The sequence below is a fragment of the Bacillus sp. es.034 genome (assembly GCF_002563655.1).
In the GTDB taxonomy this organism is placed as follows: domain Bacteria; phylum Bacillota; class Bacilli; order Bacillales; family Bacillaceae_B; genus Rossellomorea.
This window is the reverse complement of record NZ_PDIY01000001.1, coordinates 1,911,547-1,927,600: the sequence shown is the minus strand read 5'-3', so window position 1 is coordinate 1,927,600 and position 16,054 is coordinate 1,911,547. Positions and strand designations below refer to the sequence as shown.

Here is a 16,054-nt window from a genome sequence, read left to right as displayed (position 1 = left end):
CCATGCTCCTTACTCTACGATACTCTTAAACTCAGTCAACTCTTCCAATATATCTTTATTTACGGTAACACCGAGGCCCGCTTTGTCCGACAGTCGGATAAATGGGACGTCATAATGCAGGTCTCCGATGTCCTTGTAAAATTTAATTGGTCCTGTCAATTCTACACTAGTGATGATCTTTTTGGAAAAAGCCACATGGAATCCGGCTGCTGATGCGATCGATGACTCGACCATCGAACCGACCTGGCATTCCATCCCGGCCATCTCAGCCATATGGGCAAGCTTCACTGCCGGGTAGATCCCACCGCTTTTCATCAATTTGATATTCACTTTATCCGCGGCCTCCTTCCGGATGATCTCACGCATGTCACGAAGGCCTTTCAGTCCTTCATCGATCATGAGGGGGATATCTGTCCTGGATTTGATCCGGACCATCCCATCTACATCATCTGCCAGAACGGGCTGCTCAAGCCAATCGATGTTCAGGTCTTGAAGATACCTCAGTGCCTTCAGTGTCTGACTGCTGTTCTTCCAGCCCTGATTCACATCGACACGGATCGGGACGTCCCACCCAACACGTTCCCTCACCTTTCGGATTCGTTCAATATCCTGGTCGATATCGGTTCCAACCTTCATTTTAAAGGATTGAAATCCTTCCTCGATCATACTGGCCGCTTCGTCTGCCATCGTATCCGGCTCTGTTATGCTGAGGACATGGGTAATCTGGAATTCGTCATGATACCGGCCGCCAAGCAGCTGATAGACAGGCTGATTCACTTTTTTTCCAATAGCATCATAGCAAGCGATATCGATGGCCGCCTTTGCGGTCGGGGCATTGTAAATGGCTTGATCCATCAGTTCATGAATTCGTTCAATATGAAACGGATTCTCTCCGATCAGTTTCGGTGCGAGGGTATGCTGAAGCACTTGAAAGGTGCTTTCCCACGTTTCGCCTGTCACATGCTCATCCGCCACCGCTTCCCCATATCCAATGATTCCTTCATCCGTCTCCATTTCCAAAATGATAGAGGGCATATCGTCATAGGTATGATAACTGATGATAAAAGGCTGCTTCAGTGGTAATCGAATGGCATACAGATTTATTTTTTTTATTTTCATTTGCTAAACACTCCTTTACATCTAACACATTTTAATTTCACTTGGTATAATGTCGTTATATAGTCGTTAATTCAGAGAGGAGATTATCATGAAAACGAAAATTGCCCTGATTGGGTCCAGGGAATTTATAGGACGTGCCCTGACGTCGATCCCTTATGACTTGAACAGTATCGAACTGGTCCCCTATGTTTACGATGAACCCCAGGAAGCAAGAATGCTTATGAAAAACCTCACACCTTGTGATGCCGTATTGTTTTCCGGAGCACTGCCTTACTTTTTTTCACAACAAGAATGGCGCACACTGTCCGTACCGGTCCTTTACCTGGAACAGGATGAAACGGCCCTTGTGACATCACTGCTTTATATCCTGCATCATCATGGGATTGAACCAGACCGTGTGTCCATCGATTTAATGGATCGTTCTCTCATCGATCACGCCCAGTCAGACTTACACCTCAAGAACCCGCCCCGATATGTGATGGATTATAAAGAGCGCCTGCCCCACACCTTTCACATCAACGACTATACAGACTTCCACCGGCAGTTATTTAAAAATGGCAAAACTGAATTGGCATTAACGAGCATCCATGCTGTTTATGACCGGCTTGTCGAGTTGCACATCCCTTGCATGAGAATGATCGACCCTGCCAAGTCGCTCATACGCGCCATTGATGAAGCTTATTCCCAATCCCTTTTTTCAAAAAGAAAAGCAGCCACGATCGCTGCTGTCCGACTTTCCGTTCAAGATTGGGTAGGTGAACATGAACGTCTTCATGAACTCGCCCGCTTGATGAAGGGAACACTCCAAAAGCAGGAGGATGATGCTTCCCTCACGATTTACAGCAATCGGGGGAGCATCGAACATTTCCTGGAAAGCACCGACTTTCTTGAAAAGCCCGTACTTGCAGGCTTCGGATACGGTCATACGGCAGCGGAGGCAGAGGCAAACGCAGAGACCGCGTTGTCATTTGCGAGAAAGGTTGATTCTGACGGCTGTGCCTTTATCCTGAATGAGGAAAAAGAGTTGTCAGGACCTTACCCTGATAAAACCAAGAAACAGCATCTGAAAAATGATACTCCAGAAATGCTGTCCCTTGCCAAACAATTAAAATTAAGTCCGTCAAACTTATCCAAGATCATTCAATTCTACAAATCCCGCTCAACCCGTGATTTCACAGCGGCAGAGCTTTCTGACTATATGCAAATCACACGTCGCTCCACTGAACGGATCTTGAAGAAGCTGGTCGACAATGGTTCGGCCAAGATCATTGGAGAAGAAATGACCTATGCACAAGGAAGACCACGGGCCATTTATGAACTGACCTTCCCCATCTATTGACCGAGTCAGGAGGAAAGTGGGGCATCCTCCTGCTCCATTGCCTTCATTTCGGTTTCTGTCAGCTTGGTAATGCTGAAGCCCGTAAAGGCATAGATGATGGAAATGATCGGCACGATAAAATTCAACACCGCATATGGAGCATAGTCAAATGCATGTACGCCGAGCGTTCCTAAAATAAAGACCCCGCACGTATTCCATGGGATGAAGACCGATGTCAACGTCCCCCCGTCCTCAAGGGCGCGGGACAAGTTCTTTGAATGCAGCCCTTTTTCCTTGTAGGCATTCGCATACATCCGTGAAGGCACCACGACGGAAATATACTGTTCAGAGCATGATGCATTCGTGGCAAAACAAGAGACCACAGTGGAAGCCACCAAGCCTTTCGATGTTTTTGTCACCTTAAGGATCTGGTTGACGATGGCACGAAGCATACCTGTGTGCTCAAGGATCCCTCCAAAGGTCATCGCAACGATCGTCATGGAGACCGTGTACATCATGGAATCGAGACCCCCGCGGGAAAACAGATCATCGACCATCGTATTGCCCGTCTCAATCACGTATCCGCTTTGAAGAGCTGAAACAGCATCCGCAAACGAATCATGCTGAATGAATACCTGTGCCGCGAATCCAAGAATGATCCCCACGATCAAAGCCGGTATGGCAGGAACTTTTCGTGCAACTAGCACAATGACAAGCAACGGCACAATCAGTAAAAATGGTGAAACGACAAAGCTGTCCTGCAGAACCCCAATCGTTTTTTCAATGTCCTCTGTATTGACCCCGCTTTTTCCAAAGTTCCTTCCTAAATACGCATAGACAGCCAGGGCAATCACAAAGCCCGGGATCGTCGTGTAAAGCATATGGCGGATATGTACAAAAAGATCTGTGTTGGTCAGTCCCGAAGCTAGGTTCGTTGTATCTGACAGCGGCGACATCTTATCACCGAAATAAGCCCCGGAGATAATGGCACCCGCAATCATCGGAGCCGGAATCCCCATACTGATGCCGATTCCCATGCCTGCAACACCGATGGTCCCCATTGTTGACCAGGAACTTCCGATCGCAAGCGACACAACTGCACAGATGACCGCAATCGATAATAGGAAAAGCGATGGAGTGATCATCTTAAGCCCATAATAAATCATCGTCGCGACGACTCCGCCGCCGATCCACGCACCGATCGTCAATCCCACAAGCATGATGATGACGACGGCAGGTAAAGCAAGACGAATCCCCTTATACATCGCTTCCTCAATATCCTTCCACTTGAACCCCGAAAACCAGGCGACAAGTGCAGCCGTGACCGTCCCGATGATCAGAGGAATGTGCGGCCCCTGTTCCAAAACCACGATTGTAATGGCCATTACGGTGATCATGACAAGCAATGGTATGATTGCCAGCCAAAAAGACATTTCTTTCTTCATCCAAATTCCCCCTTGATACCTCTTTGTTTTTTGACTATTCCTAATTGTCGTTAAATAGTCGTTATATGAGTATCATAAGGGGAGAAATGGGAGTCGTCAATCCGTTTTTGGTACCGTTTCCAATCAGGATGATGCCTTTTTTAACGTCTCAGCCAGTATTTTTGCCGCTTGATTCAGCGCGGAAACGTTAAACGTCATGTCCGGATGATGCAGTCCTGGAGTCAAATCCGCACCGACTCCGATCATCGCTGCCTTTACTTCGGGATGCTTGATTGTATAAAAGTGGAAGTCGTCACTGCCTGAAGTAATGACCGGCGGAGCCAATGCTTCTTCCCCTGCAATGGATATAATCGCTTCTCTCGTGATGCTTTCAGCTTCTGCAGACACTTCCGCTCCAGGTGTATAGTCTGTCCATTCGTATTCAACCGTGACTCCGTACAGCTTAGCAATGCCATCGACCCCTTCATTAAGACGACGCTGTATCTCTTCCATCACCTCATTCTTCTGGGCACGTACATCGATGGCAAACTCCGCATTTCCGGGGATGATATTTAGATTGTCCCCTCCTGCAGAAAGCTTAGTCAGTTTGGCAGAATACGATTCAAATGGAGACAAATAGATTGTTTTTAATAAGGAATGAATGCTCATCAACACATCGATGCTATTCTTCCCCTGATGAGGTCTCGCACCATGGGCATCAACCCCTCTTATTTTCCCTTCCATGTAAATTCCTGCCCCATGATGAACAGAAGGTGAAAAGAAACCATGATCCAATTCTTCTTTCGGTCTCAGATGAACCCCGAATAAATAACGGACATCCAGAAGGGCTCCTTTCTCAATCATGGTCAGCGATCCATTCCCCTTTTCCTCTGCAGGTTGAAAAATAAAGCGGATCCGCTTATTCTTTGGAGCATCCTGAAGGCAATAAAGAAGTGCTCCGAGAACCATCGACATATTGGCATCATGTCCACACGAATGATTCGCCTGCATCACCCCATCCACCTCTTGCCACAGAGCATCGATATCCGCGCGTACAGCCGTCACTTCATCCCCTTCTCCTATTTCAGCGATCAACCCTGTCACATCAGAAAATCTCCTATAGCTCACATTCAGTTCATCGAGGATCCCTGCAATCGTATTCGTCGTTTCAACTTCCTTCCAGCTCACTTCCGGATGAGTGTGGAAATGAGTGAACCATTCTAGTATCTGTTTTTCAATATTCATACTTATTCTCCTTTCATTCCTTTTTCACTATGTATTCTGAGATGGGGAGGGGAAATCCTGCTTTTGTTCAAAAAGCATGGGTCTGCAGCTTTTAATTGTCTATCACTATTTCCCCTTCTCCTTGAGGTATCTCGAAACCATTAAGATATGACGCTAAAAGTTCTTCAGAAATCGGGAAAGAATTGGCATCAAAACGCTGGTTACGTACCTTAAGTCGTTCACGCAAGTCATGTTCTTGAACCTTCAAATAAATCAGGATCCATTTACCGCCGGAATCCTCGATCAGTTTTTTATATTGGTTCCTTCTCTCACGGTCCCAAAAACTAAAGTCAATCACCACCTGCTGTTTATCGTGGATTAACTTTATTAAACGGTTGCGTAATGTTACTTCTGCATCTTTTCTATATTCCTCAAACTTTTCCATTGGGAAATCAATCCCCCAACGACCATTCGTTGCCCATATTTCTTCATCGATTGAAAGGCGCACAAATCCTTCCTGCTCTAATACTTTTGAAAAAGTCGTTTTACCGGAACCCGCTACACCACACATCATGACCACTAATGGGGTTACATCATTTCGTTCACGGTAGATCAGGTCAAAATTAAACGTATCAAACATGTGTAAGCCCCCATTCTGTTTCATTTGCTCTAATTTAGATCTATTGAATTCCCATTTTCCTTTTTCGAAGGAGTAAATAAACCAACGGCATCATGAGTGTTATACTGATCGGCATGACGTACCAAATCTCTGTTGAAACACGAATGAACATACCCTCTTTGCTGAAACTGGCAATATACAAAACAAGGATATTTATCGTTTGAACTGTGATGAGTGCATACCCCGCCATGCAGCAAAAAATCAACATCATGAAAGTGAAGCAAATGGATAAAGCAATGGTAAAAGATTTAATCATAGTTCCTTCCACTGAAATCATCTCCATGCTTAAGTTTTAATGATCAATTCGTCGGTAAATGTTTTTCTCCCCAGACGTGACCTCTTACACGGTAGTGATCGAGCGACAGAAAGAATTCCTTCATAGTGACACCTCATTTAGTTTTTCTTTTAAAAATAAACACTGGATTCTTTATAAATAAGTTTAGCATACTACCTATTTAAAAATAGAAAAAATTGTAAAAATCATTTTCAATAACCCAAATCTAAGGGGCATAAACTTAGTGTCACAATTGGTAAACCAAAAAGCTCACCCTCAAGGATAAGCTCTTATACAATAACGATTATTCCATTTAAGAATTGGTTGTTTTGAATTCTCCATAAATTTCACACGTAAAATAAGAACACTCCCATGTTGGTTCCCACAAGCCCTAGTAAGTCTGGCCAATATATAAGCGGAAATTTTCCGGTTATCATCAGCTCGGACCTTGTTTTTTGAATAGATAGGCGGAGGATTTCCGCTTATGCACAAAAAAATTCAACCATTATTGTATTTTCAGGTGAATAGGCGGAATTCTTCCGTCTATTTCGCCCATTTTTAATATTAATGACAAATTAAGCGGAATTTTTCCGTCTACATATCACCTCTGGAAACCCAGCCTGATCTTCCAAGCAGCTGTAAAAACCCTTTAATGCTCAATAAAAAAATGAAAGGAGCAGGGATCGACCCGCTCCTTTCATTTAATTTGACACTTTCGACTTTTCCCCGATCATCACAGTCAAACTGATCAACGTAACCAAAATGGTTGCACCCATATCAGACAGAATGGCAATCCATAGTGTCAGTAACCCTGGGATGGTCAGGAGTAATGCAATCAGTTTTAACCCCAATGCCAGGGAAATGTTAATCTTAATGATATTATTGACCCTTTTCGCAATTTTGATAGCGGAAGGAAGTTTTCCGAGATGATCCTGCATCAGCACAATATCAGCTGTTTCAATCGCGCTGTCGGTTCCCTTGCCCATGGCGATTCCAAGATCGGCTGTGGCCAGTGCCGGGGCATCGTTGATTCCGTCACCCACCATGGCCACTTTCCCCCGGCTTGTGAGTTCTTTTACCTTCTCGACTTTTTCGTCTGGCAGGAGACCTGCATAGTAATCGGTCAATCCTACTTGCTTTGCCACTTTTTCTGCCGTCTTGTCGTGATCTCCCGTCAGCATCACTGCCTGTTTAATACCGGAAGAATAAAGGTCTTGGATGATTTCCTTACTTTCTTCCCTTATTTCATCCGTGATGCCGAATAGTCCAAGAATTTCTGTATCGCTTGAGACGATCACAAGCGTATACCCATTCGATTTCATCGTTTGGATCTTTTGCTCGACTTCAGAAGGAACGGAGCACTCGAGGCTTTTCTCGTTTCCGACCCTGTAGGTTTTCCCTTCGATCATGGCTGATACACCTTGACCTGAGATCGTGTTGATCTCTTCAGGTTCCGAAAATGCCTGGTTTGCTGCGTCTTCGCTGATCTTTTCCATGACCGCTTTTGCAATCGGATGTGAAGATGATTTTTCGATTGAACCGGCAATCCGGACAAAGTTTTCTTGATCGTAGACAGCCATTTCTTCTACATAAGGATGGCCTTTGGTCAGCGTACCCGTTTTATCGAATGCAACGGTGTCAATTTTCCCGAGTTGCTCAAGGAATACGCCGCCTTTCACCAGGATCCCGTTTTTCGCATTGCGGGCAATCCCTGAGACGATGGCTATCGGAGACGACAGAATCAATGCACACGGACATCCGACAATGAGAACGGCCAGCCCTTGATAAAACCATTCTCCCCAGTCCCCATTGAAAAGAAGGGGCGGAACGAGTATTACCAACGCAGACACGATCATGATGATCGGTGTATAATACCGTGCAAACCGATTGATGAATTGTTCTGTAGGGGTCTTGGTTTCCTGTGCCTCTTCTACTAAATGAAGTATCTTTGCAAGGGAAGAATCTTTGTATTCTTTCGAAACCCTTACCTTGAGTACCCCTTCGTTGTTGATGCTTCCCCCGAAGACTTTTTCATCCTTTTCTTTTTCCACCGGCATGGCTTCCCCGGTGATGGCCGCTTCGTTTACGGAACTCTTACCGGATTCGACGATCCCGTCTGACGGGATTTTCTGACCTGATTTCACAAGGACGAGGTCCCCTGCTTTCAACGAACTGATCGGTACGACCCTTCCCTTGTCCCCTTCAATCAGGATTGCTTCTTTCGGAGCGACCTTCATTAATTCCTCCATGGACTTCCTTGCCTTTTCCATGCCCATTCCTTCAAGCAATTCGTTGACGCCGAATAGAATGGCTACAAGCGTCCCTTCTTTCCATTCCCCAATGGAAAAGGCCCCTATCAAGGCAATCGTCATCAGCGTATCGATGTTGAACTTGAATTTAAGCAGATTCTTTGCACCCTTGATGAAGGTTGGATATCCGCTTGTCGCAGCAGCCGTCAGATACATGATGACCGGTACCAGATTATCCAATTGCGAATCCACATAGATCGCTGAAAAAAAGATGATGGCTGACATTCCAAGCAGGATCTTCATTGTGTTGCTGTTGGTATGCTCGTGGGAATGGTCATGGGCATGCTCATCCCCATGATCCTTCACGAGGGCCGCTCCATCAGCGGTAAGGATTTTCTCCACTTTTTGCATATCTACACCCTTATTCAGGTATAATTTGCTGCTGTTATAAAGAATTCTCGACCCTTCTCCATTTTCCAGCTTATTGATTTCCTCTTCCATTTCCCTCGCACAATTGCCGCACGAGAGCCCTTGAAGCTTATATTCGTCCATCTTGAACTCCCCCATTGTTTCCTAGTGGTGTCTCGCATGGTGCATCGTTTGCTGAAGCATATTCATGACATGATCATCATCTGCAGAATAATACAGTGTCGTGCCTTCACGTCTATACTTGACCAACCGTAAATTTTTCAAAAACCGCAATTGATGAGATACGGTCGTTTGAAGCAGCGACAGCTTTTCAGCGATATCATTAACAGAGTGTTCCTTTTGCGCCAAAAGATGAAGAATCTTTACACGAGTCGGCTCGGACAATGCCTTAAACGTCTGAGTGACGATAAACAATGTTTCTTCATCAATCTCCACACACGGTTCATCTATTTTGTCATCCTGTTTAGGTCCATTCAGCTCTTCCTGATTATTATTCTTTCGCATGTCGACACTCCTATTCTATTTCAATATATGACAATGTGTTCATGTATTCTTATTTATATGATAAAAAAAAGAACATGCCACTGTCAAACAGAAGTTGTTGTACTTTTCAAATGGTCTAAAAGTTTTTTGTAAATCAGCCTTCCATTCTTTACTAACGATAGATGAACGTTATGTGACATCGACGTTTAACGATTGTGTTCCATCTCACAATCCTGTTAGTATATGAACAGATATCAATATATGATTGATTCTAACACGAAAGGACTTCCATGATATGAAAAATAGATTCTCATTCTTTACGATCATCGTCACCATAGCGGCACTGGTGCTTGGCAACCTGGTCGTAGCGACACATTCAGGTGATGCATGCGGGAGTGATTGGCCGATCTGTAACGGAAAAATCATTCCAGATATCACCAATTATCGTGTCGTGATCGAATACTCTCACCGGTTATTCACGACACTGCTCGGACTGGTCATTCTGATCAACGCCATCCTTGCCTGGAGAAAGACAACCGATAAAGCAGTCAAAGTCATTTCGTTATTATCCCTGGTTCTCTTATTTACTCAGGCGATGATCGGCGGGATGAATGTTCTTCTCGGAACACCAACCGGTTTCACGACACTCGATGTCATGTTCAGCCTCTTTCTATTAATCTCTCTTATTTTCCTTCATGAAGGATTACAGAGGGGAACTGGAAACGTGAAGTTGAATGAAGTGAAAAAGCCATTAGTGATCGGGTTTTCAGCACTCATGCTCGAGGTGTTAATCGGAGCACTCTTTAAACATTTCCAACTCAGCAAATTACTGTTTGAAGTAAGAAACACGAATGTGGAACTTGCAAATTTCACTTATGTGATTCACGGATTGCTCGGTATGATTGCGTTATTCTTCATCGGATATGCCGTTTTCCTTGCATTAAGATTTAACGTGATGAGGAAATCCGCCTTACTTTTGATCCTCTTATCCATTCTGACAACCTTTGGTGGATTTGTCGTAAAAACAGAAGAACTGAGCCCTGTGACATCGTCCGTACACATGATTCTGTCCATTCTGACAGTCGCTTTATTGAGCCGGATGACCGCAGTCAGTTATTTTAATCAGAAGAAAAATAGATAAACTTCTAAAAGTACCTACATCCAGGAAAAGACCGGCTCATTTGAGCCGGTCTTTTCTAACTAACATGTTTTTCGTTCGAATGGATTTCAATAGCCGAATGTTTGATGTTGCAATTCGATACCAGATTTCTTACTTGCTTTTTTATTTCTTCAACCTTATCCGTTTGCGTTCTGTCTGATACATTCAAATGGATCATCATCGCATTTTCTTCACCATCAATAGACCACATATGAAATCCGGATACTCCCTCTACCCCATTTATGTTTTTGATTTCATTTCTGAGCGATGCCAGGTCAACGCCTTCCGGTACACCATCAAGGAAGATTTTAATCGTCTTAATTAAGTTTCTAATCACGTTAAAAAGGACGAAACAAGTGATTCCTATGGACAAAATGGGATCAAGTATATGTATGTCCTTAAACATCATTACAACACTAATGATCAGCACTCCGACCCAGCCAAGGATATCCTCCAGAAGATGCCAAGACAGCACTTTCTCATTCATGGAACTTCCGCTATGCAGCCTCCATGCACCTATTCCATTTACGACAACTCCAAACACAGCAAACCATAACATTCCCTCTGCATCTGGATGAGTAGGATTAAATAATCGAGGGACCGCTTCTATCAGAACAAAAATCGATCCAAACAGCAATACTGTTCCACTGATCAAAGCCCCAAGCGTTGAAAACCGTTTGTATCCAAAGCTGAACTTATTGTTTCCCTTTTTATTTGAAAGCTTTTGTAAGTACCACGATCCTCCGAGAGAAACACTGTCCCCTAAATCATGTACCGCATCAGATAATATCGCCATGCTGTTTGTGAGATATCCACCGATAAATTCAATAATCGTAAACATAAGATTTAACATAAAAGCTAATCTAGTATTCTTTGTAGCTGAATGATTTTTTGACAACTCTTTTCACTCTCCTCATGCACTATTTTAGATTTCCATCGAATAGTATATATGAACATATATACACATATAAATCAATGGCTAAACATTGCATAATCCATAAGGTATCTCCCCATACTATTCCAGATTGACCCATTGAATCGAGGTGACATCCCATAGAATCTACTGGATTGACTGCAAACGAACTGTATACCATAACAAGCGCAATCATCATTGGAACAATGGCAAGGATCCTGACCATCAAAGAAGACTTCAGACAGTATCCGAGCTATCCGAATGGTTACTTCATTCAAATCATCACGGGTTTTGTAGCTGCGGCACTGGGAGCTGTTGCCATTCCCGCATTATTAAGTAAAAACTTCGTGGCTGTGACGTTCCTCACCCTGGCCCTTCAGCAATTTAGGGATGTCCGGAAGATGGAGAAAGAAAGCCTGAGCGACTTGGAGGAAACTGAGTTCACATACCGGGGGAAAGCATACATAGATGGGATCGCCAAAACATTTGAAGCCAGAAATTATCTTGCCTTTATCGTCGCACTCGTCACGTCCTTTACGATATCCATCCTTCAGAACGCTTTCAACCTGGATAATCTATGGATCTGTATTGCCGGGGGTGCTTGATAGGGTTTGCTCTTCTTTATTATTTGCAGAGATTCACCAAGGGTAAGACGATTGGCGACATTGCAGAAGTCAAAGAAGGAAAAGTGGTCGTAAAACAATCCTCCTTGTATGTGGATGATATGTATGTCAGCAACCTCCTTGGAACGGATAATGCTGAGAAGCTGTTTTCTGAAGAAGGAATGGCCGTTGTCATCTACCCGAAAGAAAATCATTTCAGAATCAACCTTGATAACTTCGGTCAGCGTCAGGCCGCCTTATTTGAAGCATGCAGGGCATTGGGGGTCAAACGGTATCAGTTTACTAGAAAAGATTATGTGGACGGAAAGGTCATGATCACCCTTGTGCCGATCAAACGCGACATCGATGCTTTCATCGAAGCCGTCAAGAAATGTCCATTACTCGAAAGCACAAAAAAATCTCATGCTGTCATGAAAACCAACTTGAAAGGGTGATTCTTCTTGGGCAGGGAAAATTCAATGAAACCACCTTATCAAATACTAGCCTACCTAACCTCAAACCGGGACAGAGTAATCAACGGGGGGCCGCTTCTTTTGTATAGTGAAGATCTTGAGGAATTAAAAGAGATGACCGTTGATATCGCAAAAGGATTAAAGGCAGACGTTGTCCAGATGACGAACGGGGATTATTTGGTCATCAGGATATGAAAAAAGCCATGGAGGTCCATGGCCTTTTCATGTTGGTTCTCGATTCACTTTCTTTTACTCAAACCTCACCCTTCTCAAACCCACCATCAAAAACATAACCGCAAACCCAAGGAGGATCCCTACTGGGGTAAGGATATCTCCAATGCCGCCTCCCCTTACAGTCAACTCAGCAAACCCTTCCATCCCCCAATACTGTGGAAGGAATGTTGAAATATGCTGAATAAAGTCCGGCATGATCTCAACCGGCCAGTAGACGCCTGCGATCATACAGGTGGAGATGATAATCAGGTTCCCGAAGACCGATTGCTGTTCTGATGTTTTGACGAATCCGGCAAGGAAGAGGCCGAGCCCGATGCTGCAGAGAAGCAGACTTGAAACGAGAATCATATTGGCAAACGGATTCCCCCATTCGATGTGAAAAATCTTCTCTGACAGAGTCATCAAGATTCCGAACTGAATCCAGCCGATGACGAAGAATGCCAGCATGTATCCACATAATAATTCCACTTTGGTGGCAGGAGTGGACATCATCCGGTACCAGACGCCGTTTTGTCGCGCTTCGAGAAGGATACCCGTACTTGATAGCATGGCGATCATGACGAACATGATCGTGAATCCTGCTGAACGCGCCGTCAGATTGTTCATCGATTGCATATCTTCATTTTTCGTAACGGAGACGGTTTCAACAGCTGCCGGCACCGACTTCAGTTTATCTGAGATTTTCTCCTGGATGGCTGCCGGATTTTCACCCGTTGTCTCTCGATAAAATTTTGCAGCAGTCGCACTGACCTTCTGTTTCACGAGGCTGTCATTGATGAGCTGTTCCACAAGTGCCGCCCCTTCGAAGGAAGGTCCTGAAACAAAGACGACTTCCGGTGCTTCCTCATTTTGGAGCTTTGATTCGAATCCTTTCCCCACAATAATATATCCCGTTATTTCCTGGTTGTCGAACTGTTCGGCAGCTCTCTTGCTATTTCCTTTTGTAAATGTAAAGGAATCGCTTGCTTTCAATTCATTAATCAGGGCATGTGACGCCTCCGTCTGGTCTTCGTCCACCACGGCAATCTCGGGCTTATATTCCCCATCCCCGGTTATGACTCCGCCGAAGATGAAGGTGAATAACAGGGGCATTCCGAACAGCAGCAGAAATGCACGGCGATTTTGAAAAAGTCGTTTCACTTCAAAGCGGGCTATGCTGATGATTTTTCCCATCCTATTTTTCTCCTTATCTAAGCTTTAATTTCAATGAACCGATCCACAATGCTAGAAGACCGCTCAGTACGAGTATAGTGACAGGCAGGACAAGACTATCCCACGATGTTCCGTTCATGATATCGAGAAAGCCGCCGAGGGCCCACTTATTGGGGGCGATGGAGGCAAACTTCTGTAGGGCGTCAGGAAACGAAGCCAGCGGGATCATCGAACCTCCCAGAAGAGCAAGAACCTGCACGCCGATCCCCCCGATGGAGTCTGCCGTCTTTTCATCCGTAAGGAATCCTGCAAGCAACATGGCAAGACCGGAAACCGTAACGGAATAAGCGAGGCCCAACAGGAAAAGCTGCCACCCATTGCTGCCCCAGTCCACTCCGAATAACAACCGGGTGGCGATGACGAAGACCATGAACTGGAGGATCGTGAACGAGAGGGTCCCCAGAAACTTCCCTCCCATAATGGATGAGTGACGGATCGGACTCACCATCAGTCTTGCCAATGTGTCGGTATTCCGCTCCTGAAGGATGGTTTTCGCCCCAATGGTGGTGTTGAACAGAATGAACATGACACCCATGGCGGCAGCGTAGTATTGCATGCCTGAAAGGGGCTCTTTGCCGTCTTTTTGAGTGATGACCCCGTTTTCCTTGGAATCTGCAATCGTAGAAAGTTTTTCTGATAGATCCTTCATGGCAGCGGAAAGGTCGATATTCTGATTGGATACCGGCACAGCCGAGCTCAACTCCTGACCCATGGTCCGTGTAGCCGCCGATACCGTTGCCACGCGGTTCGTGAAGGATTCGGTGATAGTGGAAAGGATGGTGTACTGAATGTCTTTACCGGGATCTTTGAAAAGTTTGACCGGTACGGTTTCCCCGTTCAATATCCCGTCTTTCCAACCGTCCGGGATGACGAGGCCGGCATCCACCTTCCCATCCTCGATGGCTTTCCGCAAGTCCGATTCCGTTTTATAATTCTTTAAGGTGATGCTCTCCTTCAATTCTTTCCCCTGCAGGGTGTCATGAAGGAATTGGTATGTCAGTTCATCTTGTGAGGTAACAACGACTCCTTCAGTCAGTTCTGGAAGCGATCCATTTTCACTGAAAGCACCACTTAAAGCAGACCCCAATATGGCAGTCAGGACAATCGGCATCAGTAATAGTGTGATAAAGGACTTGCGATCCTTGAGACGAATCCTGATATCTTTCCATGCAATGGTGAACATGCTCATGTCTATCTCCTCCTAATCCCGTAACGTTCGTCCTGTCAGCTGCAGGAAGAGTGTTTCCAAATTCGATTCTTTGATTTCAACGGATTCAATCTTCAATCCCGCATGGACGGCTGAGGTGATGACCGAGGCCACGGCTTCCTGCGGGTTTGGTGCAAATACTTCGATAATGCCGGCTTCCTGTTGAAAAGCGATTCGTGGTATTTCCCCAGCCTTTTCCAACTCCTGCATCGCCTCATCCGATAGATTTTCCACCTTTATCTGAATGAAGCTGCTTCCTGTTAGTCGGCTGCACAGTTCCGACTTCGTCCCGAGGGCGATCACTTCCCCATGATCCATGATGCCGACACGGTTACAAAGGTACTCCACTTCCTCCATGTAATGACTCGTGTAGATGATGGTCATGCCTTTTTCATTCAATGCTTTGACGGTTTCCAAGATGTGATTGCGCGACTGTGGGTCGATACCCACCGTTGGCTCATCCATGATCAACAGCTCGGGTTCATGCATGAGGGCGGCTCCGATGTTGATCCTCCGCTTCATCCCTCCTGAAAAAGTTTCAATCCGGTCTTTCTCCCGCTCCTTCAGTCCGACGATTTCGAGTACTTCCTCCACCCGTTTCTTTGCCTGTGCTCCAGTCAGACCGTACATCTTCCCCCAGAACAACAGATTATCCCTTGCCGACATGGTTGGATAAAGGGCAATTTCCTGCGGGACCACCCCGATTTTCTTTTTTACCAGCACCGGAAATTGTTTCACCGATTGATGGGCAACGAGCACTTCCCCTTGATCATATGGCACGAGACCGCAAATCATGGATATCGTCGTGGATTTTCCCGCTCCATTCGGTCCAAGTAATCCGAACGACTCCCCCTTTTCGATCATAAAGGATACGTTCTTCACGACCTCTTTTTTTCCATAGCTTTTCTTCAGCTCTTTCACTTCTAGCATATCTCCACACCCTTTTTTCTTTGACTATACTTAAAGTATAGCGGGGATCCCCTCTTTCCAAATCCCTCCAGAGATAGAATTTGAACATAAAAAAATACAGCTGTGATAGCTGTATTTCATAGGGA

Annotated in this window: 15 protein-coding genes and 1 pseudogene; 5 read left to right on the top strand and 11 right to left on the bottom strand. The window is 45.1% G+C overall.

Translation table 11 applies throughout. From position 1 onward, the window contains the following. Window positions 1-9 precede the first annotated feature (9 nt). Entirely contained in the window at window positions 10-1,119 is a 1,110-nt protein-coding gene (locus tag ATG71_RS09725; protein WP_098439417.1) for a mandelate racemase/muconate lactonizing enzyme family protein, read from the bottom strand. 88 nt (window positions 1,120-1,207) lie between these two features. Here ATG71_RS09725 and ATG71_RS09720 point away from each other — a divergent pair, with 88 nt between their 5' ends. Further along, entirely contained in the window at window positions 1,208-2,458 is a 1,251-nt protein-coding gene (locus ATG71_RS09720) for a transcriptional regulator (protein WP_098439416.1), read from the top strand. 5 nt (window positions 2,459-2,463) lie between these two features. On the opposite strand, the gene nhaC is transcribed toward ATG71_RS09720, so the two are convergent. The 6 genes from nhaC to ATG71_RS09690 all read right to left on the bottom strand — a co-directional run bounded on the left by nhaC (window position 2,464) and on the right by ATG71_RS09690 (window position 9,220). Continuing rightward, window positions 2,464-3,882: a Na+/H+ antiporter NhaC gene (nhaC, locus tag ATG71_RS09715; protein WP_098439415.1), complete on the bottom strand. Its 1,419-nt coding sequence runs from the start codon at window positions 3,880-3,882 to the stop codon at window positions 2,464-2,466. A gap of 123 nt (window positions 3,883-4,005) precedes the next feature. Beyond that, on the bottom strand, window positions 4,006-5,106 hold the full coding sequence (locus tag ATG71_RS09710; RefSeq protein ID WP_098439414.1) for an amidohydrolase: 1,101 nt from the start codon (window positions 5,104-5,106) through the stop codon (window positions 4,006-4,008). A 91-nt stretch (window positions 5,107-5,197) separates the two neighbouring features. Further along, complete coding sequence (locus tag ATG71_RS09705; protein WP_098439413.1) at window positions 5,198-5,725, bottom strand: P-loop nucleotide/nucleoside kinase family protein; 528 nt, start codon at window positions 5,723-5,725, stop codon at window positions 5,198-5,200. 40 nt (window positions 5,726-5,765) lie between these two features. Further along, window positions 5,766-6,032: a hypothetical protein gene (locus tag ATG71_RS09700; RefSeq protein WP_098439412.1), complete on the bottom strand. Its 267-nt coding sequence runs from the start codon at window positions 6,030-6,032 to the stop codon at window positions 5,766-5,768. A gap of 707 nt (window positions 6,033-6,739) precedes the next feature. After that, window positions 6,740-8,839: a heavy metal translocating P-type ATPase gene (locus tag ATG71_RS09695; protein ID WP_098439411.1), complete on the bottom strand. Its 2,100-nt coding sequence runs from the start codon at window positions 8,837-8,839 to the stop codon at window positions 6,740-6,742. Window positions 8,840-8,860: 21 nt separating this feature from the next. Further along, window positions 8,861-9,220 carry an ArsR/SmtB family transcription factor gene (locus ATG71_RS09690; protein ID WP_098439410.1) on the bottom strand — a complete coding sequence of 120 codons (360 nt, stop codon included), beginning with the start codon at window positions 9,218-9,220 and terminating at the stop codon, window positions 8,861-8,863. A 274-nt stretch (window positions 9,221-9,494) separates the two neighbouring features. On the opposite strand from ATG71_RS09690, the gene ATG71_RS09685 reads away from it, so the two are divergent. Next, window positions 9,495-10,340, top strand: a complete 846-nt coding sequence (locus tag ATG71_RS09685; protein WP_098439409.1) for a COX15/CtaA family protein — start codon at window positions 9,495-9,497, stop codon at window positions 10,338-10,340. 55 nt (window positions 10,341-10,395) lie between these two features. Here ATG71_RS09685 and ATG71_RS09680 read toward each other — a convergent pair whose 3' ends face one another. Further along, window positions 10,396-11,256 (bottom strand): cation diffusion facilitator family transporter, encoded by an 861-nt coding sequence (locus tag ATG71_RS09680; protein WP_286162967.1) that lies wholly within the window; start codon window positions 11,254-11,256, stop codon window positions 10,396-10,398. A 170-nt stretch (window positions 11,257-11,426) separates the two neighbouring features. On the opposite strand from ATG71_RS09680, the gene ATG71_RS23710 reads away from it, so the two are divergent. Genes ATG71_RS23710 through ATG71_RS24090 form a run of 3 tightly spaced genes read left to right on the top strand, consistent with a single transcriptional unit; the run spans window position 11,427 to window position 12,541 of the window. Continuing rightward, entirely contained in the window at window positions 11,427-11,876 is a 450-nt protein-coding gene (locus tag ATG71_RS23710) for a YIEGIA domain-containing protein (protein WP_286162966.1), read from the top strand. Next, a complete protein-coding gene (locus ATG71_RS23705) occupies window positions 11,873-12,328 on the top strand; it encodes a YIEGIA domain-containing protein (RefSeq protein WP_286162965.1) in 456 nt (151 codons plus the stop codon). The genes ATG71_RS23710 and ATG71_RS23705 overlap by 4 nt, the downstream gene beginning before the upstream one ends. 24 nt (window positions 12,329-12,352) lie before the next feature. Continuing rightward, complete coding sequence (locus ATG71_RS24090) at window positions 12,353-12,541, top strand: capping complex subunit for YIEGIA (protein WP_034760392.1); 189 nt, start codon at window positions 12,353-12,355, stop codon at window positions 12,539-12,541. Window positions 12,542-12,595: 54 nt separating this feature from the next. On the opposite strand, the gene ATG71_RS09665 is transcribed toward ATG71_RS24090, so the two are convergent. From ATG71_RS09665 to ATG71_RS09655, 3 genes and pseudogenes are all read right to left on the bottom strand, one after another. Next, window positions 12,596-13,753, bottom strand: a complete 1,158-nt coding sequence (locus ATG71_RS09665) for an ABC transporter permease (protein ID WP_098439408.1) — start codon at window positions 13,751-13,753, stop codon at window positions 12,596-12,598. Between the two features lie 13 nt (window positions 13,754-13,766). Continuing rightward, window positions 13,767-14,981 carry an ABC transporter permease gene (locus ATG71_RS09660; protein WP_098439407.1) on the bottom strand — a complete coding sequence of 405 codons (1,215 nt, stop codon included), beginning with the start codon at window positions 14,979-14,981 and terminating at the stop codon, window positions 13,767-13,769. Window positions 14,982-15,259: 278 nt separating this feature from the next. After that, a pseudogene (locus ATG71_RS09655) lies at window positions 15,260-15,929 on the bottom strand (ABC transporter ATP-binding protein); the annotation flags it as partial. Between the last annotated feature and the right edge of the window lie 125 nt (window positions 15,930-16,054).

What these genes read in the sequence shown, in the direction of transcription:
- ATG71_RS09725 (WP_098439417.1), bottom strand. Translation starts at nt 1,119, where the DNA reads ATGAAAATAAAAAAAATAAATCTGTATGCCATTCGATTACCACTGAAG.
- ATG71_RS09720 (WP_098439416.1), top strand. Translation starts at nt 1,208, where the DNA reads ATGAAAACGAAAATTGCCCTGATTGGGTCCAGGGAATTTATAGGACGT.
- nhaC (WP_098439415.1), bottom strand. Translation starts at nt 3,882, where the DNA reads ATGAAGAAAGAAATGTCTTTTTGGCTGGCAATCATACCATTGCTTGTC.
- ATG71_RS09710 (WP_098439414.1), bottom strand. Translation starts at nt 5,106, where the DNA reads ATGAATATTGAAAAACAGATACTAGAATGGTTCACTCATTTCCACACT.
- ATG71_RS09705 (WP_098439413.1), bottom strand. Translation starts at nt 5,725, where the DNA reads ATGTTTGATACGTTTAATTTTGACCTGATCTACCGTGAACGAAATGAT.
- ATG71_RS09695 (WP_098439411.1), bottom strand. Translation starts at nt 8,839, where the DNA reads ATGGACGAATATAAGCTTCAAGGGCTCTCGTGCGGCAATTGTGCGAGG.
- ATG71_RS09690 (WP_098439410.1), bottom strand. Translation starts at nt 9,220, where the DNA reads ATGCGAAAGAATAATAATCAGGAAGAGCTGAATGGACCTAAACAGGAT.
- ATG71_RS09685 (WP_098439409.1), top strand. Translation starts at nt 9,495, where the DNA reads ATGAAAAATAGATTCTCATTCTTTACGATCATCGTCACCATAGCGGCA.
- ATG71_RS24090 (WP_034760392.1), top strand. Translation starts at nt 12,353, where the DNA reads ATGAAACCACCTTATCAAATACTAGCCTACCTAACCTCAAACCGGGAC.
- ATG71_RS09665 (WP_098439408.1), bottom strand. Translation starts at nt 13,753, where the DNA reads ATGGGAAAAATCATCAGCATAGCCCGCTTTGAAGTGAAACGACTTTTT.
- ATG71_RS09660 (WP_098439407.1), bottom strand. Translation starts at nt 14,981, where the DNA reads ATGAGCATGTTCACCATTGCATGGAAAGATATCAGGATTCGTCTCAAG.